General features: G+C 71.0%; 20 protein-coding genes. 11 read left to right on the top strand and 9 right to left on the bottom strand.

All coding sequences use genetic code 11. The annotated features are described in order from the left end of the window. Window positions 1–62 precede the first annotated feature (62 nt). From ACIPXC_RS08995 to ACIPXC_RS08980, 4 genes are read left to right on the top strand one after another with little or no spacing between them, the layout of a single operon-like run. Window positions 63–2,702, top strand: a complete 2,640-nt coding sequence (locus ACIPXC_RS08995; protein ID WP_401615084.1) for a DUF4118 domain-containing protein — start codon at window positions 63–65, stop codon at window positions 2,700–2,702. Then, a complete protein-coding gene (locus tag ACIPXC_RS08990; RefSeq protein WP_401615082.1) occupies window positions 2,699–3,385 on the top strand; it encodes a response regulator in 687 nt (228 codons plus the stop codon). The genes ACIPXC_RS08995 and ACIPXC_RS08990 overlap by 4 nt, the downstream gene beginning before the upstream one ends. A 25-nt stretch (window positions 3,386–3,410) precedes the next feature. Further along, window positions 3,411–3,830: an OB-fold nucleic acid binding domain-containing protein gene (locus ACIPXC_RS08985; RefSeq protein ID WP_075971173.1), complete on the top strand. Its 420-nt coding sequence runs from the start codon at window positions 3,411–3,413 to the stop codon at window positions 3,828–3,830. 6 nt (window positions 3,831–3,836) lie between these two features. Then, window positions 3,837–4,574 carry a DUF3159 domain-containing protein gene (locus ACIPXC_RS08980; RefSeq protein WP_401615080.1) on the top strand — a complete coding sequence of 246 codons (738 nt, stop codon included), beginning with the start codon at window positions 3,837–3,839 and terminating at the stop codon, window positions 4,572–4,574. A 505-nt stretch (window positions 4,575–5,079) separates the two neighbouring features. Here the strand turns inward: ACIPXC_RS08980 and ACIPXC_RS08975 are convergent. Together ACIPXC_RS08975 and ACIPXC_RS08970 are read right to left on the bottom strand one after the other, a co-directional pair. Next, window positions 5,080–5,742, bottom strand: a complete 663-nt coding sequence (locus tag ACIPXC_RS08975) for a TrkA family potassium uptake protein (protein WP_030958102.1) — start codon at window positions 5,740–5,742, stop codon at window positions 5,080–5,082. After that, a complete protein-coding gene (locus ACIPXC_RS08970) occupies window positions 5,739–6,407 on the bottom strand; it encodes a potassium channel family protein (protein ID WP_401615277.1) in 669 nt (222 codons plus the stop codon). The genes ACIPXC_RS08975 and ACIPXC_RS08970 overlap by 4 nt, the downstream gene beginning before the upstream one ends. A 307-nt stretch (window positions 6,408–6,714) precedes the next feature. Here ACIPXC_RS08970 and ACIPXC_RS08965 point away from each other — a divergent pair, with 307 nt between their 5' ends. Together ACIPXC_RS08965 and ACIPXC_RS08960 are read left to right on the top strand one after the other, a co-directional pair. Beyond that, on the top strand, window positions 6,715–8,769 hold the full coding sequence (locus ACIPXC_RS08965; protein ID WP_401615078.1) for an APC family permease: 2,055 nt from the start codon (window positions 6,715–6,717) through the stop codon (window positions 8,767–8,769). Window positions 8,770–8,870: 101 nt separating this feature from the next. Next, window positions 8,871–10,202: a class I SAM-dependent RNA methyltransferase gene (locus ACIPXC_RS08960; protein WP_401615076.1), complete on the top strand. Its 1,332-nt coding sequence runs from the start codon at window positions 8,871–8,873 to the stop codon at window positions 10,200–10,202. A 570-nt stretch (window positions 10,203–10,772) separates the two neighbouring features. On the opposite strand, the gene ACIPXC_RS08955 is transcribed toward ACIPXC_RS08960, so the two are convergent. The 6 genes from ACIPXC_RS08955 to trxA all read right to left on the bottom strand — a co-directional run bounded on the left by ACIPXC_RS08955 (window position 10,773) and on the right by trxA (window position 15,821). Further along, window positions 10,773–11,516, bottom strand: a complete 744-nt coding sequence (locus tag ACIPXC_RS08955) for a sulfite exporter TauE/SafE family protein (RefSeq protein ID WP_401615074.1) — start codon at window positions 11,514–11,516, stop codon at window positions 10,773–10,775. Beyond that, window positions 11,513–11,878 (bottom strand): rhodanese-like domain-containing protein, encoded by a 366-nt coding sequence (locus tag ACIPXC_RS08950; protein WP_401615275.1) that lies wholly within the window; start codon window positions 11,876–11,878, stop codon window positions 11,513–11,515. Before ACIPXC_RS08950 ends, ACIPXC_RS08955 begins: the two co-directional genes overlap by 4 nt. 68 nt (window positions 11,879–11,946) lie before the next feature. Then, window positions 11,947–13,305, bottom strand: a complete 1,359-nt coding sequence (locus ACIPXC_RS08945; RefSeq protein WP_401615072.1) for a rhodanese-like domain-containing protein — start codon at window positions 13,303–13,305, stop codon at window positions 11,947–11,949. A 910-nt stretch (window positions 13,306–14,215) separates the two neighbouring features. Next, the gene (locus ACIPXC_RS08940; protein WP_401615070.1) at window positions 14,216–14,572 is read right to left on the bottom strand and encodes a carboxymuconolactone decarboxylase family protein; all 357 of its coding nucleotides are present in this window, start codon (window positions 14,570–14,572) and stop codon (window positions 14,216–14,218) included. A gap of 282 nt (window positions 14,573–14,854) precedes the next feature. Beyond that, complete coding sequence (locus ACIPXC_RS08935) at window positions 14,855–15,253, bottom strand: DUF302 domain-containing protein (RefSeq protein WP_401615068.1); 399 nt, start codon at window positions 15,251–15,253, stop codon at window positions 14,855–14,857. A 196-nt stretch (window positions 15,254–15,449) separates the two neighbouring features. Then, on the bottom strand, window positions 15,450–15,821 hold the full coding sequence (gene trxA / locus ACIPXC_RS08930; protein WP_401615066.1) for a thioredoxin: 372 nt from the start codon (window positions 15,819–15,821) through the stop codon (window positions 15,450–15,452). Window positions 15,822–16,013: 192 nt separating this feature from the next. Here trxA and ACIPXC_RS08925 point away from each other — a divergent pair, with 192 nt between their 5' ends. The 5 genes from ACIPXC_RS08925 (at window position 16,014) to ACIPXC_RS08905 (ending at window position 19,814) form a co-directional block, all read left to right on the top strand. Next, entirely contained in the window at window positions 16,014–16,340 is a 327-nt protein-coding gene (locus tag ACIPXC_RS08925) for a rhodanese-like domain-containing protein (protein WP_401615064.1), read from the top strand. Window positions 16,341–16,446: 106 nt separating this feature from the next. Further along, a complete protein-coding gene (locus tag ACIPXC_RS08920) occupies window positions 16,447–17,835 on the top strand; it encodes a rhodanese-like domain-containing protein (RefSeq protein WP_401615062.1) in 1,389 nt (462 codons plus the stop codon). A 179-nt stretch (window positions 17,836–18,014) separates the two neighbouring features. Then, a complete protein-coding gene (locus ACIPXC_RS08915) occupies window positions 18,015–18,599 on the top strand; it encodes a rhodanese-like domain-containing protein (RefSeq protein WP_401615060.1) in 585 nt (194 codons plus the stop codon). Beyond that, window positions 18,596–19,492: a sulfite exporter TauE/SafE family protein gene (locus tag ACIPXC_RS08910; RefSeq protein WP_401615058.1), complete on the top strand. Its 897-nt coding sequence runs from the start codon at window positions 18,596–18,598 to the stop codon at window positions 19,490–19,492. Before ACIPXC_RS08915 ends, ACIPXC_RS08910 begins: the two co-directional genes overlap by 4 nt. Before the next feature lie 55 nt (window positions 19,493–19,547). Further along, complete coding sequence (locus ACIPXC_RS08905; protein ID WP_031004254.1) at window positions 19,548–19,814, top strand: metal-sensitive transcriptional regulator; 267 nt, start codon at window positions 19,548–19,550, stop codon at window positions 19,812–19,814. Between the two features lie 202 nt (window positions 19,815–20,016). Here the strand turns inward: ACIPXC_RS08905 and mdlC are convergent, their stop codons facing one another. Continuing rightward, entirely contained in the window at window positions 20,017–21,603 is a 1,587-nt protein-coding gene (gene mdlC / locus ACIPXC_RS08900) for a benzoylformate decarboxylase (RefSeq protein WP_401615055.1), read from the bottom strand. Between the last annotated feature and the right edge of the window lie 24 nt (window positions 21,604–21,627).

Below are 21,627 nucleotides of genomic sequence, written 5' to 3'. Positions count from 1 at the left end.
GGGATCGGCCCGGAGCCCGCGATCGGTGCGTGCGCGGTCCGGACGTCCCCGAGAATGAGCCCATGGGACGCGGCAAGCTCAGGATCTACCTCGGCGCGGCACCCGGTGTGGGCAAGACCTACGCGATGCTCTCCGAAGGGCACCGCAGGGCGGAGCGGGGCGCGGACTGCGTCGTCGCCTTCGTCGAACACCACGGGCGGCCGCGGACCGAGGTCATGCTCCACGGCCTCGAACAGGTGGAACGCAGGACCCTGGGCCACCGCGGCGCCTCCTTCACCGAGATGGACGTGGACGCGGTCCTCGCCCGCAGACCGGCGATCGCGCTCGTGGACGAACTCGCGCACACCAACGTCCCCGGCTCCCGCAACGCCAAGCGCTGGCAGGACGTGGAGGAGCTGCTGCGGGCCGGCATCGACGTCGTGTCCACCGTCAACATCCAGCACCTGGAGTCCCTCGGGGACGTGGTCGAGTCGATCACCGGGGTGCGGCAGCGGGAGACCGTGCCCGACGAGGTCGTCCGCCGGGCCGATCAGGTCGAGCTGGTCGACATGTCCCCGCAGGCGCTGCGCCGGCGCATGGCGCACGGGAACATATACGAGCCCGAGAAGGTGGACGCGGCCCTCTCGAACTACTTCCGGCCCGGTAACCTCACCGCCCTGCGCGAACTCGCGCTGCTGTGGGTGGCCGACCGGGCCGACGAGTACCTCCAGCAGTACCGGGGCGAGCACGGCATCCGCTCGACCTGGCAGGCGCGGGAGCGGATCGTCGTCGGGCTCACCGGCGGACCCGAGGGGCGTACCCTCATCCGGCGCGCCTCGCGGATGGCGGCCAAGGGCTCGGGCAGCGAGATCCTCGCCGTCTACATCGCCCGCAGCGACGGCCTGACCGCTGCCTCGCCGAAGGAGCTCGCGGTCCAGCGGACGCTGGTCGAAGACGTCGGAGGAACGTTTCATCACGTTATCGGCGACAACATCCCCGACGCGCTGCTCGCCTTCGCGCGCGGGGTCAACGCCACCCAGATCGTGCTCGGCTCCAGCCGCCGCCGCTCCTGGCAGTACGTCTTCGGTCCCGGCGTCGGCGCCAGCGTGGCCCGCGACTCGGGACCCGACCTCGACGTCCACATCGTCACGCACGAGCAGGTCGCCAAGGGGCGCGGCCTGCCCGTCGCCCGCTCGGCGGCCCAGCTCGGCCGCAACCGCGTCGTGGCCGGCTGGGTGGTGGGAACGCTTCTCCCGGTGCTGCTGTGCATCGTGCTCACGCACATCGAGGCCGATCCCGGGCTCGCCAACGACGTGCTGCTGTTCCTGGCGCTGACGGTGGCCGCCGCGCTGGTGGGCGGGCTCCGGCCGGCCCTCGCCTCCGCCGCCCTCGGCTCGCTGCTGCTGAACTACTTCTTCGCCCCGCCACTGCACCGGTTCACCGTGGCCGACCCCAGGAACATCGTCGCCATCGCCGTCTTCTTCGGCGTGGCCGTCTCGGTGGCCTCGGTGGTGGACCTCGCCGCCCGGCGCACCCACCAGGCCGCCCGGCTGCGCGCCGAGTCCGAGATCCTCTCCTTCCTCGCCGGGAGCGTCCTGCGCGGGGAGACCACCCTGGACGCGCTGCTGGAGCGGGTGCGCGAGACCTTCGCCATGGAATCGGTGGCCCTGCTGGAGCGGCGGAACGACCTGGAGCCGTGGAAACCGGCTGGCAGCGTCGGCCCCGCACCCGTCGCCCGGCCCGAGGACGCCGATGTGGACATGCCCATCGGCGACCACATGGCACTGGCCCTGTCCGGCCGGGTCCTGCCCGCCGAGGACCGCCGGGTGCTCGGCGCCTTCGCCGCCCAGGCGGCCGTGGTCCTGGACCGCCAGCGGCTGGTGGGCGAGGCCGAGGAGGCCCGCCGGCTGGCCGAGGGCAACCGGATCCGGACCGCCCTGCTGGCCGCCGTCAGCCATGACCTGCGGACCCCGCTGGCCTCCATCAAGGCCTCCGTGACCTCGCTGCGCTCCGACGACGTGGAGTGGTCCGAGGAGGACCGGGCCGAACTCCTGGAGGGCATCGAGGACGGAGCCGACCGTCTCGACCACCTGGTGGGCAACCTGCTGGACATGTCACGGCTGCAGACCGGGACCGTCACCCCCCTGATCCGGGAGATCGACCTCGACGAGGTGGTCCCGATGGCGCTGGGCGGCGTACCGGAGGACAGCGTGCTGCTGGACGTGCCCGAGTCGCTGCCCATGGTGGCGGTCGATCCCGGTCTGCTGGAGCGGGCCGTGGCCAACGTCGTGGAGAACGCCGTCAAGTACAGCCCGGCCGGAAAGCCGGTGCTGGTGGCGGGCAGCTGCCTCGGCGAGCGCGTCGAGGTGCGGGTCGTCGACCGCGGGCCGGGCGTCCCCGACGAGGCCAAGGACCGGATCTTCGCCCCCTTCCAGCGGTACGGGGACGCGCCGCGCGGCGCCGGAGTGGGCCTCGGACTGGCCGTCGCCCGGGGATTCACCGAGTCCATGGACGGCACCCTCGCCGCCGAGGACACCCCCGGCGGCGGGCTGACCATGGTGCTGACCCTGCGCGCGGTGCCCCGCCGCCCCGCGCCGGCCCGTGGCACGGTGGACGCCGGCGGAAGCGCCGGCGAGGGCGGCCCCGCAGGCCCCGGTGCGGACGGACCACAGACCGGTCACGACCGTGACCGCAGGACGCGACAGAAGGCAGGACCTCAATGACCCGGGTGCTCGTGGTGGACGACGAGCCGCAGATCGTCCGAGCCCTCGTGATCAATCTCAAGGCGCGCAGGTACGAGGTCGACGCGGCGACCGACGGCGCGAGCGCACTGGAACTCGCGGCCGCCCGCCACCCCGACGTGGTCGTCCTCGACCTCGGTCTGCCGGACATGGACGGGGTGGAGGTGATCAGGGGACTGCGCGGCTGGACCCGGGTGCCCATCCTGGTCCTCTCCGCCCGGCACAGCTCCGACGAGAAGGTCGAGGCCCTCGACGCGGGCGCCGACGACTACGTGACCAAGCCCTTCGGGATGGACGAGCTGCTGGCCAGACTGCGCGCCGCCGTCCGCCGGGCCGAACCGGCCGCCGGATCCGGCGAGGACGAGGTGGTCGTGGCGACCGCGGGCTTCACCGTGGACCTGGCCGCCAAGAAGGCGGTGCGCGAGGGACGTGACGTACGGCTGACGCCCACCGAATGGCACCTGCTGGAGGTACTGGTCCGCAACGGCGGCAAGCTGGTCAGCCAGAAGCAGCTGCTCCAGGAGGTCTGGGGTCCCACCTACGGCACCGAGACGAACTATCTGCGGGTCTACATGGCCCAGTTGCGGCGCAAGCTGGAAGCGGACCCTTCGCGTCCGCGGCACTTCATCACCGAACCGGGCATGGGATACCGCTTCGAGAGGTAGTGGGCGCGCCGGTAGGCTTTCCTGTATGAGTGCTGAACCGCGTCCCGAGAAGCCCGCGAAGCCGGCCAGGCCGGCGGGCCGGTTCCGCCGGATGATCGAGCGGCTGTCGACCTCGCAGGAGGAGCTGCATTCGGCGGAGCTGCAGGAGGACGCAGAAGCCGCGGGCTGTACGCGGATCTGCGACTGTGACGACCGCCAGATAGTCAAGGTGACCGGCACCCTGCGTACGGTCACCCTGCGGCCCAGAGCGGGCGTCCCCGCCCTGGAGGCCGAGCTGTTCGACGGCTCCGGCGCACTGGACGTGGTCTGGCTCGGGCGTCGCTCGATCGTGGGAATCGAGCCCGGGAGACGCATGATCGCCTCGGGGCGCATCTCGCTGAGTCACGGCCGTCGGGTGCTGTTCAACCCGAAGTACGAACTCCGACCGCTCGGACAGGAGCAGTAACCGGCGATGTCACTCGACAAACCGACCAACCCGGAGCCCGGCGCCGCGGCGACCGAGGACCAGAAGGCCGTGACGCAGGCGGCGCTGTTCGACGCGTTCGGAGGCGTCCGGGGCACCGTGGAGACGATGCTCCCCGGGCTGCTCTTCGTGATGATCTACACGATCAACAAGGACGTGAAGATGTCCGCCCTCGCGGCGGGCGCGGTCGCCGTGCTGCTGGTGATCGTGCGGCTGCTGCGCAAGGACACGGTGAAGCACGCGTTCAGCGGGGTCTTCGGTGTGGGCGTGGGCGTGGCCTTCGCCCTCTTCACGGGCAGCGCGAAGGGCTTCTACCTGCCCGGCATGATCTACGGCGTCGGCCTGGGCGTGGCCTTCACGGTCTCGGCGCTGGTGGGCTTCCCGCTGCTGGGTGTGATCCTCGGCCCGGTCTTCAAGGAGAACCTTTCCTGGCGCACCCGCAACCCCGGGCGCAAGAAGGCGTACACCAAGGCCAGCCTGGCCTGGGGGCTGATCTTCCTCGCCAAGTACGCCATCCTCTTCCCGCTGTACTGGTGGGGCGACGCGACGCAGCTGGGCTGGGTGCTGATCGCCCTGAAGCTCCCGCCGATGGTGCTCGCGGTGTACTTCACCTGGGTCTTCCTGGCGAAGGCGCCGCCGCCGATCGACGTGATCGCGGAGTGGGAGGCCAAGGAGGCGGCCGAGGAGGCGGCGAAGGCGCGGGCGACGTCCCACCGGAAGCCCTGACCGGCCGCCCGGCCGGTACACGACGAACGACCGCAGGGGCGGGACCGGGCCGGACGGCCGGTCCCGCCCCTGCGGTCGTCCGGGTGCGGGCGGCGCCTTCTCCCGCCCCCGCGGTCGTCCGGCGGGGCCGTGGCGCGCGGTGGCGGGTGCCGCCGACGCCGTTCCTCGCGGGCCGAGGCGTACAGGTGGGGCGGGCCGGGCGTGGTCTGCGTGACCGTGGCGCAAGGGTGGCTGGGGTCTCGGGCGTGGTCTGCGTGACCGTGGCGCATGGGTGGGTGGGGTCTCCGGGCCCGGTCTCCGTGACTGCGGCGTCCGGGTCCGGGCGCCGAGGGCAGGGCCGGGCGGCCCCACGGTGCTCGCCGCGACCGGCGGCCCGGCCCGGCCCTGCCGACCGGCGCCGAGGCCCCACGGGCGCCGGGGGCGTGCGGGGGCCCGGGGGCGGGAAGCCCGAAGGGGGCGCACCCGCCGGGTGCGCCCCCTTCGGCCGTCGAGCGTGCCCGCAGGGCTACCGGCGGGCCTGGAGGAGGTCCTCCAACTGCTCCTCGCGCGCCTGCGCGGCCACGAACAGCAGCTCGTCGCCCGGCTCCAGCGTCTCCTCGCCGTGCGGCGTGAGCACCCGGTTGCCCCGGATGATCGTGACCAGCGAGGTGTCCTCGGGCCAGTTGATCTCGCTGATCTGCGTGCCCGCGACCGAGGAGTCCGGCGGCAGGGTCAGCTCGACCAGGTTGGCGTCGCCGTGGCTGAAGCGCAGCAGCCGTACCAGGTCGCCGACGCTCACGGCCTCCTCGACCAGGGCCGACATCAGACGCGGCGTGGAGACCGCGACGTCCACGCCCCACGACTCGTTGAAGAGCCACTCGTTCTTCGGGTTGTTGACGCGGGCCACCACGCGCGGCACCCCGTACTCGGTCTTCGCGAGCAGCGAGACGACCAGGTTGACCTTGTCGTCACCGGTCGCGGCGATGACGACGTTGCAGCGCTGCAGTGCCGCCTCGTCCAGCGAGGTGATCTCGCAGGCGTCGGCCAGCAGCCATTCGGCCTGCGGCACCCGCTCCACCGAGATGGCCGTCGGCGCCTTGTCGACCAGGAGCACCTCGTGGCCGTTCTCCAGCAGCTCGCCCGCGATGGAGCGGCCCACCGCGCCTGCCCCGGCGATCGCGACCCTCATGCGTGTGCCTCCTCGGGCCCCTCGGCGAAGGCCGCCTCGACCTTGTCGATCTCGTCCGTGCGCATCATCACGTGGACGAGGTCGCCCTCCTGCAGCACCGTCTGCGACGTCGGCACCATCGCCTCGCCCAGTCGGGTGAGGAACGCGACACGGACGCCGGTCTCGTCCTGGATCCTGCTGACCTTGTGCCCGATCCAGGTGGGGGAGGTGTGCACCTCGGCGAGCTGGACGCCGCCGCTCGGGTCCCGCCACAGCGGCTCGGCGCCCGAGGGCAGCAGCCGGCGCAGCATCTGGTCGGCGGTCCACCGCACGGTGGCCACGGTGGGGATGCCCAGGCGCTGGTAGACCTCGGCGCGCTTGGGGTCGTAGATGCGCGCCGCGACGTTCTCCACGCCGAACATCTCCCGGGCCACCCGGGCCGCGATGATGTTGGAATTGTCACCACTGCTGACGGCCGCGAACGCGCCCGCGTCCTCGATTCCCGCCTCCCGCAGGGTGTCCTGGTCGAAGCCGACCCCGGTGACGCGGCGGCCGCCGAAACCGGCGCCGAGCCGGCGGAATGCGGTGGGGTCCTGGTCGACGACTGCGACCGTATGACCCTGCTGTTCCAGGGTTTGCGCGAGGGCGGAGCCCACTCTTCCGCAACCCATGATCACGATGTGCACGGCCGTCCTTCCGGCTGTCAGCGACTCGCTGGTTCCCAGCCTCATTGCATGCTCTGGTTTAACAGGGTCTCAGACCATGCCCCAAGCTACACACGGGTGGTCACGGGCGTGGCCTCTTGGGGCTTCCCGGGACCCGCCCGGGAGGTACGAGGGGCGCCCCGGGGGGTATACGCGGTGTATCCCGGGTGTATCCGGGGCGCCCTCGTGGTGCGGTCGTGGTGCGCTCGGGGAGGAATTGCGACGGGATTGCGGTTATGAGGGGGTGGGGGGTTCGTCAGTCTGATTTCGAACGCTTACGATCCTCTGCGTGTCCAAACTGACCGACGTGCCCAAACGGATCCTGATCGGCCGGGCGCTGCACAGCGACCGCCTCGGGGAAACCCTCCTTCCCAAGCGGATCGCCCTTCCCGTCTTCGCGTCCGACCCCCTCTCGTCCGTGGCCTACGCGCCGGGCGAGGTCCTGCTGGTCCTGTCGATCGCGGGCGTCTCCGCGTACCAGTACAGCCCCTGGATCGCCCTCGCGGTCGTGGTGCTGATGTTCACGGTCGTCGCCTCCTACAGGCAGAACGTCCACGCCTATCCCAGCGGCGGCGGCGACTACGAGGTGGCCAACACCAACCTCGGCCCCCGAGCCGGCCTGACCGTGGCCAGCGCCCTGCTCGTCGACTACGTGCTGACCGTCGCCGTGTCGATTTCCTCCGGAGTCGAGAATCTCGGCTCCGCCGTGCATTTCGTCATCGAGCACAAGGTGCTCTCGGCGATCGTCATGATCCTTCTGCTCACGCTGATGAATCTGCGCGGAGTGAAGGAGTCCGGCAAGCTCTTCGCAATCCCGACGTACGTCTTCGTCGCCGCCGTCTTCGTCATGATCGGTTGGGGTGCCTGGAAGGCCGTCTTCCTCGGCGAGACCATGTCGGCGCCGACAGCCGGTTTCGAGATCGAACCCGAGCAGAAGGGCCTGGCCGGCTTCGCCATGGTCTTCCTGCTGCTGCGCGCCTTCTCCTCGGGCTGTGCCGCACTGACCGGCGTCGAGGCGATCAGTAACGGCGTCCCCGCGTTCCGCAAGCCCAAGAGCAAGAACGCCGCGACCACCCTCGCCCTCATGGGCGGCCTGGCCGTCACCATGTTCTGCGGGATCATCGGCCTGGCCATGGCCACCGACGTACGGATGGCCGAGAACCCGGCCGTGGACCTGCTGGACAACGGTGTCCCCGTCGGCCCCGAATACGTCCAGGACCCGGTGATCTCCCAGGTCGGCGAGGCCGTCTTCGGCGGCGACAGCATCCTGTTCCTCCTGCTGGCCACCGCCACCGCGCTCGTCCTCTTCCTGGCCGCGAACACCGCGTACAACGGCTTCCCGCTGCTCGGCTCGATCCTCGCGCAGGACCGCTACCTGCCGCGCCAGCTGCACACGCGCGGCGACCGCCTCGCCTTCTCCAACGGGATCGTGCTCCTCGCCGGCGCCGCCATACTGCTGGTCTGGATCTACGACGCGGACTCGACCAAGCTGATCCAGCTCTACATCGTCGGCGTGTTCGTGTCCTTCACGCTGAGCCAGATCGGCATGGTCCGGCACTGGAACCGGCACCTGAAGACGGAGCACGACGTCGCCGCCCGCCGGCGCATGCACCGCTCCCGGGCGATCAACACCTTCGGCGCCTTCTTCACCGGCATGGTCCTGGTCATCGTCCTGGCCACCAAGTTCACCCACGGCGCCTGGGTCGCCCTGCTCGGCATGGTGATCTTCTACGGCACGATGAGCGCGATCCGGAAGCACTACGACCGGGTCTCCGCCGAGATCGCCGCCGCCGAGGGCCCCAGCGACGACAGCGTGCGCCCCTCCCGGGTCCACTCCATCGTCCTGGTCTCCAAGGTGCACAAGCCCACGCTGCGCGCCCTGGCCTTCGCCAAGCTCACCCGCTCGGACACCCTGGAAGCGCTCAGCATCAGCGTCGACCCCGCCGAGACCAAGGCGCTGCGCGAGGAGTGGGACCGACGCGGGATCAACGTCCCGCTCAAGATCCTCGACTCCCCGTACCGCGAGATCACCCGGCCGGTGATCGAGTACGTCAAGGGCCTGCGCAGCGAGAACCCGCGCGACGCGGTCAGCGTGTACATCCCCGAGTACGTCGTCGGCCGCTGGTGGGAGCACCTGCTGCACAACCAGAGCGCGCTGCGCCTCAAGGGCCGGCTGCTCTTCACCCCCGGTGTGATGGTCACCTCGGTGCCCTACCAGCTGGAGTCCTCGGAGCTCGCCAAGCGGCGGGCGAGGAAGCGCCAGGACTGGAACGCTCCGGGCTCGGTGCGCCGCGGTCCGGTGGACACCCCGCGACCGCCGAAGGCGCCGACCGGCAAGGGCTGAACGGGTTGGTGAACGGCCGGACGAGATCCACGTAAACTGGTGGGTCGGTCGTCCGGCCGTTTCACTTTTCCGGTCTTTCTCATCCTTGGAGCCACCCCGCCATGACGCAGCAGAACGAGAAGCAGTCACTGGTCGGGGAGGAGTACGAGGTCGAGGTCGGCCCCGTCGCGCACGGCGGCCACTGCATCGCCCGCACCGCCGAGGGCCGGGTCCTGTTCGTCCGCCACACCCTGCCCGGCGAGAAGGTGGTCGCGAAGGTCACCGAGGGCGACACCGACTCCCGCTTCCTGCGTGCCGACGCGATCACCGTGCTCGACGCCTCCAAGGACCGCGTCGAGGCCCCGTGCCCGTACGCCGGACCCGGCAAGTGCGGCGGCTGCGACTGGCAGCACGCCAAGCCGGGCGCGCAGCGCCGGCTCAAGGGCGAGGTCGTCGCCGAGCAGCTGAAGCGGCTCGCCGGGCTCACGGCGGAGGAGGCCGGCTGGGACGGCACCGTGATGCCCGCCGAGGGCGACAAGCTGCCGGCCGGGCAGGTGCCGCAGTGGCGCACCCGCGTCCAGTACGCCGTCGACGCGGACGGCACCGTGGGCCTGCGCAAGCACCGCTCGCACGAGATCGAGCCGGTCGACCACTGCATGATCGCGGCGCCGGGCGTCAGCGAGCTGGGCATCGAGAAGCAGGACTGGCCCCAGATGGCCACGGTCGAGGCGATCGCCGCGACCGGCTCCCAGGACCGCCAGGTGGTCCTCACTCCCCGCCCGGGCGGCCGCCTCCCGCTCGTCGAGCTCGACAGGCCCGTCTCCGTCCTCCGCGTGGAGGAGAAGGACGGAGGGGTCCACCGGGTCCACGGCCGACCCTTCGTACGGGAGCGCGCGGACGGCCGCACCTACCGCGTGGGCATGGGCGGCTTCTGGCAGGTCCACCCGCAGGCCGCGGACACCCTGATCAAGGCCGTCATGCAGGGCCTGATGCCGCGCAAGGGCGAGATGGCCCTCGACCTGTACTGCGGCGTCGGCATCTTCGCGGGCGCGCTGGCCGAGCGCCTCGGCGAGACGGGCGCGGTGCTGGGCATCGAGTCCACGAAGCGCGCGGTGGAGGACGCCCGGCACAACCTGGCCGACTTCCCCCGGGTCCGCATCGAACAGGGCAAGGTCGAGACCGTCCTGCCGAAGACCGGCATCACGGAGTGCGACCTGGTCGTCCTGGACCCCCCGCGCGCGGGCGCGGGCAAGCAGACGGTCCGCCACGTGGCCGGCCTCTCCGCCCGCCGCATCGCCTACGTGGCCTGCGACCCGGCAGCCCTGGCCCGCGACCTGGCGTACTTCGCGGAAGCCGGCTACAAGCCCCGCACCCTCCGCGTCTTCGACCTCTTTCCGATGACCCATCATGTCGAGTGCGTCGCGATCCTTGAGCCTGCTGAAAAGGGCCGCTGACCTGCCGTTTCTCCGAGTGTGCGTTATGGGCGTTACGTGCGTTAGGTGCGATATCTTGACGCATGTTCGACGCACGTGACGCACGTTTGACGCACGGACGGCCCTGTTTCTGATGCACCGCCATGCGCGCCCTGTGATCACCGGGTGCAGCCCTCAGTCGTGTAGCCGTAGCCGCCCTGAAGTGGCTGGGGCACTGGCTGCTGAGCTATCGGCCGGCCTTACTGATCCCTGAAAGGACAGTGACGTTCCGTTACGGCGGGCGGGGTGTCCGGTGCGTGTTGTGTCGGGGGCCGTACGGGCGACCAGTGCCCGAGACAGGGCCTGGGGTCGTCGGCTCGTGGCGCGGGGACGCGGGGCAGCCGGGGCGTTTGTTCAGCGGGGCGAGGCGCTCCAGGCGTGCCTGCCCTCAGCGATCCACGCTTCGGCTTCAGTCCTGGCCGGGGAGGGCCTCGACCCGGGATGCGTAAGGGGCTCACGACTCCGTCAGCCGGACGGCGTGGGGATGGATGACGTCGTTGTCGCGAAGGGTCCCGGATGACTGGCGGACGGCCCGCCTGTTATCCGCCCCGCTCAGGCGATCACGTCGGCGAGCATGAGGGCCGCCACCGCCAGCAGGACGACGGCGAAGGTCCGTTGCAGGGTCTCGCCGGTGATCTTGGTCGCGAGGCGTTTGCCGTCCCAGGCGCCGAGGATCGCCGCGCCGGTGAAGGGGGCGATCACCTCCCAGCGCAGGTCTCCGCCCGTCCCCGTCCGTGCGGTGAGGGCGGCCAGCGAGTTCACGGTGATGACGAGCAGGCTGGTGCCGGCCGCCTGCTTCATTCGCAGGCCGAGGACGCCCACCAGGGCGGGAACCGCGAGGAACCCTCCGCCGACGCCGAGGAATCCCGTCACGGCGCCGAGTCCTGCCCCGGCGCCGGCCGCCTTCGCGGGCCGTATCCGCTGCGGCGGTTCGGCCCGCGCGGGGCGGAGCATCCGCACCGCGGCCAGCGCGGCGACGACCGCGAAAGCCCCGGTGAGCAGCGTGGCGGGGACGTGCCCTGCGACCGCTCCGGCGAGGAACGCCGGTACGACGCCCGCGAGCGCGAACAGGGAACCGGTCTTCCAGGCGACGTTGCCGTCCCGGGCGTGGGCGTAGAGGGCGGTGGCCGAGGTCGCGGTGACGATGATGAGGCTGGCGGTGGTCGCCGCCGCCGGGGAGAACCCGAGCAGGTAGATCAGCGCCGGGACCGCGAGCACGCTGCCACCGCCCCCGAGAGCGCCGAGGGCCAGGCCGATGACGGCCCCGGCGATCAGGGCGAGGATCAGGACACTCACGCTATGGAGCCGCCGTTGCCGCGTTCGTCCACGACCGGGTACCCGGCGGCGGCCCAGGCGTTCATGCCGCCCTTGACGTCCACCGCGTCCGCGCCCTGTTCGGCAAGGAGCTTGGCGGCCTGCTGCGAGCGGTGGCCGCTGCGGCAGATCACCACGAGCGGACGGCCCTGCGCGGATGCGGGCAGTGCGGCGCCCGCGGTCAGGCCGGTCAGTGGGGCGTGTACCGCGTCCGGGGAGTGCCCGGACTTCCATTCGTGCCTTTCCCGCACATCCAGCAGCACGGCATCGGGCCGCTCTCCGCCGGTACGTGTGCGCGCCTCGGCCACGGACAAGCGCTGTCGGCTCCTGCGGAAGAGGAACATCGTCGACGTCACCTTTCTCGTCTCTCGTTCGGGTTTGTCTCATGCCTGGAGGGCCGGGCGCTGCCGGCTCAGCCGGTGATGACGGCCAGTCCGGCCTCGGCGGCGGCGTCGAAGCCGTCGTCCACGGCGACGACCTGTCGTCCGGCGGCGTCCAGCAGCGACGCCGCGATGCCCGCGCGCATGCCGCCCGCGCAGTGCACCCACACCGTCCCGTCCGGGACCTCGCCGAGACGGCGGTGCACCTCATGGATCGGGATGTGGAGCGATCCCGCTATCCGGCCCTCGGCACGCTCGGAGTCGCGGCGCACGTCCAGAACGACGACTCCGGCGGTGTCCTCGGCGGCCAGTTCCGCGAACGTGGCGCGCGGGAAGGAGGCGGCGCTCTCGCCGTCGCGGAGCCAGGTCGCGGGACCGCCGGTCGTGGCGGCTGCCGGCCGGTCGATGCCGACCCGGACCAGCTCCCGCTGAGCCGCCGCCAACTGCTCGGACGACTCGGCGAGCAGGGTGACGGGCTTGCCCCACGGGATCATCCAGGCCAGGTAGGTGGCGAGCTTGCCGTCCGCCTCGAAGTTGCAGGAACCCGCGACGTGCCCCTCGGCGAACGCGATCCGGTTGCGCAGGTCCACGACCCACTCACCGGCCGCGAGCCGTGCGGCGATCTCCTCCGGGTCGGCGACGGCGGGCGCGGTGAGGTCTACCGGCGCCGGTCCGGCCGCGTTGGCCGGACCCATGTGCGCGTAGTAGGCCGGTACGTCCTCCAAACCTGTGAGCAGGTCGGCGACGAAGGTGTCCACGTCCACGGTCAGAGCCGTGTTGGCCGCCTTCTCCTTGCCGATCGTCGTCGCGTCACCGTCGGCCTGCGCGGAGGAGCAGAAGCTGCCGAACCCGTGCGTGGGCAGGACCGCCGTGTCGTCGGGCAGGGCGTCGGCGAGGCGATGGGCCGAGGCGTGCTGGGCGCGGGCCAGTTCCTCGGTCAGCCGCGGCTCGACCAGGTCCGGCCGACCCACCGTGCCGATGAGGAGGGAGCCACCGGTGAACGCGGCCACAGGCCGGCCCGCCTCGCCGAGGATGTAGGCGGTGTGGTGCGGAGTGTGCCCGGGGGTCGCCACGGCGGTCAGGGTGAGCTCGTTGTCGATGTCCACGGTGTCGCCGTCGGTGACCGGGGTCCGGGTGAACGAGACGCGTGCTGCGGCGGGTACCAGGTAGATGGCGCCCGTGACGCGGGCCAGTTCCAGGCCGCCGGTGATGTAGTCGTTGTGGATGTGCGTTTCGGCGACGTGGGTGATCCGCACGCCTCGTCGTGCGGCGGCCGCGAGTACCTGGTCGATGTCGCGAGGTGGGTCGACCGCGACCGCCGCGTGCTCGCCACCGGCGAGGTAGCCGCGGTTGCCCAGACCCTCGAGCTCGATGGTGTCGACGAAGAACACGGGTGATACTCCCTTCACGTGAAAATTACCCCCGGGGGTATGTAGTCCACTCTAGCATTCTTACCCCTGGGGGTATATTTCGAAGGGTGGTGGCCGGTACACGCACACCGCGCGCCTGCGATGCCGACCACGCGGGAAGGGGGGTCGGCGACCGTGTCTCGCGACGGCAGAGTGAGTCTCAAGGGTGCATTCGAGGAGGTCAGGCTGGCCGTCCGGCAGGCCCCTGGTCGAGCAGGCTTCGGCGTCCTGACCGAGACCGATGTCCAGGCTCGTCGCCTTCCCGGCTCACTCACACGGTCCGCGGTCCCATGATCCAGGCCTGCAGGTCGCCGTCTCCTGGTCTTCGGCCAGGGGCTTCGAGCGCGGGTCGGCAAGCGTGGTGTGCCCGCTTCTCCCCTCCTGGGAAGCGTGCCGGTCGATCGGTGCCACGGCATGGCGTCGCCGGGAGCGGTCTCATCATCAACGGCGTGCGCGGCGCCCCGGTCGCGGCCAGCCTCGGTCGCTGGTGGGCGGCTGGGGCGGGCTGATCGGCATCGTGGTGACCGCGGTTGCTCTCATCCGCTCTTCAGTTACTCGTCGGTGGGTCACTGGTGGCTTGCGAGTCGCCGGCTGCCGCGCCAACCGGGTTGCCGACTCTGGTTCGTGATCAGCACGCGGCAGCGGGGCTCGCGGTAACCGAGGCGTGGATGCGTGGCACCAAGAGTCCCTGCCTGCGAAGAGGGGGAGTGCACGCACTGCACGTCGAGCCCTCGTGCGCCAGGCGTTTGGTCCGGCCTCGATTCCCGACTCGGGTGATCAGGTAGACGTCGAGTCAACTCCGAAGACTCTCAGGCATGGTTGATGCGTGATCACCGCCCATGGGGCTGGTGCTGTGCTGTCGGGGTCGCGCCCTGCCGCACGGGCAGGGTGCTCAAGCGGCGGTGGTCTTCTGTTCCTGGAACTCGCGGAAGGCGGCGAAGGCGCGCGGGCCGAAGACCGTGCCCGGCCCGCCGTTCATCAAGATGGCGACCCCTATCGCCTCGGCTGCCTCCTGCTCGGTGGCGCCGTGCCGGACGGCGGCCTGGGCGTGATGGGCGATGCAGCCGTCACACTCCTTGCTCACCGCGATGGCCAGCGCGATGAGCTCCTTGGTCCTGGCGTCCAGCGCACCGGATTCCAGCGCGCTGTCGTGGAGCTGCTTGTAGCCCTCGTGCACCTGCGGGATCGCGCGCCGCAGCTCACGGCCGGGTGCCCGCAGTTCGTCCCGTACCTGGGTGCCGTACGACATGATGCGTCTCCCTTCTGGCGGCCGCCGGCCACCGGAGCGACGCATGGAGAACGCGGCGCCGGGGCGGTGGAGGGCGACCGTGGTGATGCGCGACAGGCTCACCACCGGCCTGTTTGCCATAACGGTTGCCGTGCAGGGTCGGCGGTCGGACCGTGTCTCCATCGTTGCGCCGCATCCTGCCGGGGGCCAGTGCGTCGCGGCCCCAGGGGGCGTCATGTCGGGGCGCACCGTGGCGCGGCCTCGAAAGTGGCGGTGGTCGACTCTGTACGGCGTCCCCGCGGCTCACGTGCCGACTTCCGCCACGGTGGCGAGTGCGGCGTCGAGGCGGCGCGCCGCATCGTCCGCCACGGGGGCCATGGCGTCGACGCCGGTGAGCGTGACCATGGTCGCGGGGTCGATCGCCTGAACTATCACCTGGTCGCCGTCGGCGCGGACCACGACGTTGCAGGGCAGCAGCAGCCCGATCGAGCGGTCGGCGTCCAGGGCCTGACGGGCGAGCGGGGGATTGCACGCTCCGAGGATCAGGTACGGCTCCATGTCGTGGTCGAGCTTCACCTTGAGTGTGGCCCGGACGTCGATCTCGGTCAAAATGCCGAAGCCCTGGTCGGCGAGGGCGCGGCGAACGGCCTCCACCGTCTCGTCGAAGGTTCCGGAGACCTTGATGGTGCGGTCGTACGGCATGGTCCTCACCTCACTGCTGGGATGGCGACCGCGTCGGTGCGTGGCCGCCCTGGTTCGTCGTGGCGCTGGAGGTCGGCCCCGAGCGGGACGCGTACAGCAGCATGATGTCCTGACGCATCCGGCCGGAGGCGGACGACAGGCGCTGAGAGGCCGTGCGCAGCCCTTCGGCCGCGATCTCGCGGTAGCGCTGCGCGCGTCAGTTCCGCTCGGCCGCGCGGGTGGCGGCCCGCCGGTGGACGTCGTCCATGTCGACGGACCGGATCCTGGCGATCAGTTCCTCCAAGGCCTGCGGAGGCAGGGCGCCGGGCTGCGCGTAGAGCACGGTCCGGTCGCGGACGGCCATCAGGGTGGGGATGGAGGAGATCCGGAAGGTGCCGGCGAGTTCCGGCTGCGCCTCGGTGTCGACCTTGCCGAACACGATGTCCGGGTGACGCTCGGCCGCCTTCTCGTAGACGGGGCCGAACATGCGGCAGGGTCCGCACCATCCGGCCCAGAAGTCGATCAGCACGATCTCCGAGCCCGTGACGGTCTGCTCGAAGTTTTCCTTGGTCAGCTCGACGGTCGACATGGGTTCCACTCTCCTCCCATATACCCGGCGGGGTATATGGGAGCTTCAACGGGGGTGGGTGCGGGTTTGTTCCATGGCCCACCGTCTGGCGGCGCCCTCAAATACCCATGGGGGTATTTGACAACCCTGACAGCAGTTGCTTACCGTCGAAGACGAAATACCCAGGGGGGTATGTGGAGGTGAATCTCGCTCATGGCTCGTGAAGTGGACCTGGAGACCTTCGCCGGCGCCTGGACTGCCGGCGCCGTGGTTCTGGACGTGCGGGAGCCGGAGGAGTACCGGGCGGGGCACGTGCCCGGTGCGCGCCTCGCCCCGATGTCGACGCTGGCCGCCACGCCGCCCCGCATACCCGAGGGGCGAACGGTGTACGTGATCTGTGCGAGCGGCAATCGCAGCCAGTGGGCTGCGGACAGCCTTGCCGCCGTTGGGATGGATGCCGTTTCCGTCGCCGGTGGGACCTGGGGCTGGGTCGGTGTGGGGCGCCCGGTCGTGACGGGGTCCGCCCCCGGGGTGGTCTGACCCTCCCCCCCCGTTCACGCGGGCCCGCCCTTCCGGGGAGCGGGCCGCCTTTTGACCTCTCGGATACCCCCCGGGGTATCTGAGTCATCGCTTACGGAGGTTTTCCGTGTTCTTCGCCCAGTACTACCTCGACTGCCTCTCCCAGGCGTCGTACATGATCGCCGACGAGACCACCGGCAAGGCGGTGGTCGTCGACCCCCGCCGCGACGTCTCGGAGTACCTGGCGGACGCCGAGGCCCGCGGCTTGACCGTGGTCGGCGTCATCAACACGCACTTCCACGCGGACTTCGTCGCCGGACACCTGGAGATGGCGGCCGAGACCGGTGCGTGGATCGGCTATGGCCGCCGGGCCGAGACCGAGTACCCCATCCGCCACCTTGCCTCCGGCGAGACGATCAGCCTCGGCGACGTCACCCTGGAGATCATGGAGACGCCCGGGCACACCCCGGAGTCGATCAGCGTGCTGGTCTACGAGCACGGCCGGGACGTCGTCCCATATGGCGTGCTCACAGGCGACGCGCTCTTCATCGGCGACGTGGGCCGCCCCGACCTGCTCGCCTCCGTCGGAGTCACCGCCGAGGAACTCGGCGCCATGCTCCACGACAGCGTGCAGCACAAGCTGATGGCCCTGCCGGACGAGGTGCGGGTCTTCCCCGCCCACGGCGCCGGATCCGCCTGCGGCAAGAATCTCTCGACCGAGAAGCAGTCCACCATCGGCGAGCAGCGAGCCACCAACTACGCCTGCGCACCCATGTCGCAGGAGGACTTCGTGGCGATCGTGACCGCCGGCCAGTCCGCTGCTCCCGGCTACTTCGCCTACGACGCCGAGCTCAACCGCAAGGAGCGCGAGCTGTTCGACCCGGCCGCCGCACCGAGGCCGCTGAGCGTCGAGGACTTCACCGACCACCGCGCTTCCGGCGCCGTGGTCGTCGACGCCCGTGACCCGCAGGAGTTCGCCGCCGGACACCTGCGCGGCTCGGTGAACGTGCCGGCCGACGGCCGCTTCGCCGAGCAGGCCGGCACCGTCCTGCCCACCGACGCCGACCTGCTGGTCCTCGCCCCGCAGCACCGCGAGGAGGAGATCATCACGCGACTGGCCCGGATCGGCTTCGACCGCGTGGCCGGATACCTCCGCTCTCCGGACGACGCCCTGAACGCCCTGGCCGACGAGGTCACCCCGGCCAGCCGCCTCACCGCCGCCCAGGTCCGTGCCGCCCTGGCGGGCGACAACCCGCCGGTCGTCCTCGACGTCCGCAACTGCGGCGAGCGCGGAGACAACGGCTTCATCAACGGCTCCCTGCACATCGCGCTCGGCGACCTGCCCCGCCGCCTGGACGAGATTCCCCGCGACCGCTCCCTGGTCCTGCACTGCGCCGGCGGCCACCGCTCGTCGATCGCCGCGAGCCTGCTGCGCCATCACGGCTTCACCGACGTCTCGGACATCCTCGGCGGCTACGCCGCTTGGGCGCTGCTGAACACCCCCGCGACCGTCTGACCTGCTGGCGCGCCCGCAGGCCGGCCCTTCCCGGCCGCGACGAACCGCCGGCGCCCCTGCGGGGGAGGCCCTCTGCCCTGACGGGCCCTCCTCGCGCGGGCGCCGGCCCCGACCCCTGGCCTCGCATATACCCCGCCCCGTATTCGCGTACGGACTCACCTCGCCACGACGGAGTTCTCATGACGACCGACGCCTTCCGTATCGCCGGCCTCACCCCCACCGCCCTTCAGCAGCTGATCGACAGCGGACGCGGCCCCCGCGTGCTGGACGTGCGCACCCCGGGCGAGTTCCGGACGGTTCACATCCCCGGTGCCTACAACGTCCCGCTCGACACCCTGCGCGAGCACCGCGCCGAACTCCTGACCCACCTGGACGAGGACGTCGTCCTCGTCTGCCGTTCCGGTGCCCGCGCCGCCCAGGCCGAGCAGGCCCTCGCCGAGGCCGGTCTGCCGAACCTGCGGGTTCTGGACGGCGGCATGATGGCCTGGGAGGCTGCCGGTGCTCCCGTCAACCGCGGTGAGGCGCGCTGGGACCTGGAGCGCCAGGTCCGCCTCATCGCCGGATCGATCGTGGTCGTCACCGGCGTCGTGGGTGTGTTCGTGCCCGGAGCGCACCTGATCGGCACGGCGATCGGCGCCGGGCTGACGTTCGCCGCGCTCAGCAACACCTGCGCGATGGGCATGATGCTGGCCAAGCTGCCCTACAACCGCGGCCCGCGCACCGACATCCGCACCGTCATCGCCTCCCTCCGGGACCGCTCGTGATCACGCTCGTCCTCGCAGCCTCCGTCCTGATCGGCGTCAGTCTGGGCATCCTCGGTGGCGGCGGTTCCATCCTGACCGTGCCGATCCTGGTCTACCTGGCCGGGATGGACACCAAGGAAGCCATTGCCACCTCGCTGTTCGTCGTCGGCGCCACCAGCCTGGTCGGGCTCGTCCCGCACGCTCGCGCGGGTCGGGTGCGCTGGCGCACGGGTCTGGTCTTCGGCGCGGTCAGCATGGTCGGCGCCTATGGCGGCGGACGCCTCGCCGAGTACGTCCCCGGAACCGTCCTGCTCGTCGCGTTCGCCCTGATGATGCTCGCCACCGCCGCCGCCATGCTCCGTAAGCCCCGCAAGCCGATGCAGGCAAAGCCCGTACATGCGGAAATGCCCGTCAAGCACGTGGTCGTGGAAGGCCTCGTCGTCGGCGCGGTCACCGGCCTGGTCGGCTCCGGCGGCGGATTCCTCGTCGTTCCCGCCCTCGCCCTGCTCGGCGGACTGCCCATGAGTGTCGCCGTCGGCACCTCGCTCCTGGTCATCGCGATGAAGTCCTTCTCCGGACTCGCCGGTCACCTCGACGGAGTCCAGATCGACTGGAGCCTGGCGCTGATGGTGACCGCCGCGGCCGTCGTCGGCAGTCTGATCGGCAGCCGCTTCGCGGGACGCATCCCCCAGGACGTCCTGCGCAAGGCGTTCGGCTGGTTCGTCGTCGTCATGGGTGTCTTCGTCCTCGGCCAGCAACTGCCCCACGCGATCTGGGCCAGCCCGCTCACCTGGACCGCCCTCGGACTCGCGGCAGGGACGGCGGTGGCCTGGGGCGCAGTGCGAGTACGCCGCCCACGGCCCGCCATGGACGCGCCCCGGGTAGGCTCCCGGGAATCGGCCGCACACCCCTAGCGTTATACCCGCAGGGGTATTCTTGAGTCGATGGTCGGTATGAAGGAGGAACTCGGTGAAGGTGGAAGAAGAGGCGGCGACCGCGGTCCTCAACCGGCTGAGGCGCGCTCAAGGGCAGCTCGCGGGCGTCATCGCCATGATCGAGGCCGGCCGCGACTGCAAGGACGTCGTCACGCAGCTCGCGGCCGTCTCCCGCGCCCTCGACCGGGCGGGATTCAAGATCGTCGCGAGCGGGATGCGCCAGTGCCTCGCCGAGAGCGAGGAAGGCGCACCCCCCATGAGCGAGCAGGAACTGGAGAAGCTCTTCCTCACGCTCGCGTGACACACGACGGCGGCCGGCGGACATCCGCCGGCCGCCGTCGTGTGTCACGCCGCGGGCGGAGACGCTCGCGCCCGGCCTCCAACGGCACGGGTCCTGCCGCACCTGACGGCACGAGGCCTGCCGCTCTGCTCGCGGACGGGTCCGACGATGAACGCGCGCCCGGCTCAGTCCCCGCGCCCCGGCGGGTCGGGCCGGATCCCGATCAGCCGGTTCCCAGGGGCCGCTGAGGCACCTCGATCAGGTGTGGCTCGTCCATGGCCAGCGCGGCGGTAACCGCTGATGTCAGTCCGGTGAGGGTGTCGACACGGGTGTAGGGAATCCCGTACGCCGCGGCGAGGCCGGTGAAGTCGATGCCTGGCAGGTCGAGCCCGGGCACTCCGGGTGCCCGCATGGCCTCGGTGAACTTCTTGAGCGCCCCGTACTCGCCGTTGCGGGCCACGACGAAGACCACGGGGACGCGGTAGCGGGCTGCCGTCCACAGCGCACTCACGGTGTAATGCAGGGCGCCGTCACCGAGCATGGCCAGTACGCGGCGCGAGGGATCGCCCAGCTGAAGGCCGATGGCTGCCGGCAGGCCCCAGCCAAGGCCTCCGGACGCCGGAAAGTACAGGCTTCCCGGTCGTGAGATGTCGAAGCGGTCCCAGGTCGTGTCGACCGACGTCCATTCGTGGGCGAGAACGGTGCTCTCGTCCTTGGCGGCGTCGAGGGCGTCGACGATCGCCTCCGCGCTGAATGCCGGGCCGGTCTCGTCGAGGCGGCTGGTTCGTTCGAGTTGTGGTGGCGGCGGTCGGTGGCGGGCGGGGACGGTCTCGGCGAGGCGGGCCAGGGCGTCGGAGGGGTTGCCGACCAGGATTTGCCCGAACGGTGCTCGGGTGGCTTCGTCGGGATCCGAGGTCACTGCCCACAGTTCGGTGCCCGGAGGCAGGTAGTCGCCTTCCTCGAACGAGTGATAGCGGAAGATCGCCGCGCCGAAGGCGACCACGAGATCGTGTCCGTCGAAGTGGCGTGCGACCCCGGGGATGTCCGAGGGCAGGACACCGCGGTAGCCGGGGTGCCGGGTGGGAAACGGGCAGCGGGACGGGCTCGGCGCCACGAACACGGGAAGGGCGAGCCGGTCGGCGAGCCGACAGGCTCCGTCCCATCCGGTGGCGTCGTCGATGCCGGGCCCGACGACCATGACCGGGCTGGCCGCGACGGCGAGCCGGCGGCGCAGGAGGTCGAGGGCAGGTTCGGAGACGACCGGGTCGCCCTGCACGGTGCGGGCCTTGAGGTGCTTCAGTGCGCCGGGATCCGCCTGGTGATCCCAGTCGTCCAGGGGCAGCGAGAGGTAGACGGGGCCGGCGGGGGCGGCTCCTGCCAGCAGGATGCCCTGGGAGAGCGCCTGGGGCACGTCCTCGGGGCGCAGCGGTTCGCGGCTCCACTTCACCAGCGGGTCGGCCAGTGCCGTGGCGTCGACGTTGGTGAGCAGCGCGTTCAGGGCGGTGTAGCGTCGGGCCTGCTGTCCGGAGGTGACGACCACGGGCACGTGGCCGGACTGGGTGTTGGTCAGGTTCCCCATGGCATTGCCGGTGCCGGCCGCGGCGTGCAGGTTGACCAGTGAGGGTCGACCGGTCGCCAGGGCGTAGCCGTCCGCCATCGCGATCGCCGCGCCCTCGTGCAGTGCGAGGACGTAGCGGAAGTCGTCGGGGAAGTCACGCAGCAGCGGCAGCTCGTTCGAGCCGGGATTGCCGAAGACGGTGGTGATGCCGTGGCTCCGGAGCACCTCGAAAAACGCGTCGCGTACCTTCACGCCACCTTCCTTTCCCACAGTACG

It is taken from the genome of Streptomyces sp. NPDC090021 (assembly GCF_044748225.1).
GTDB lineage: Bacteria > Actinomycetota > Actinomycetes > Streptomycetales > Streptomycetaceae > Streptomyces.
The sequence above is the reverse complement of the archived record's forward strand: the minus strand, read 5'-3'. Positions and strand labels throughout refer to the sequence as shown.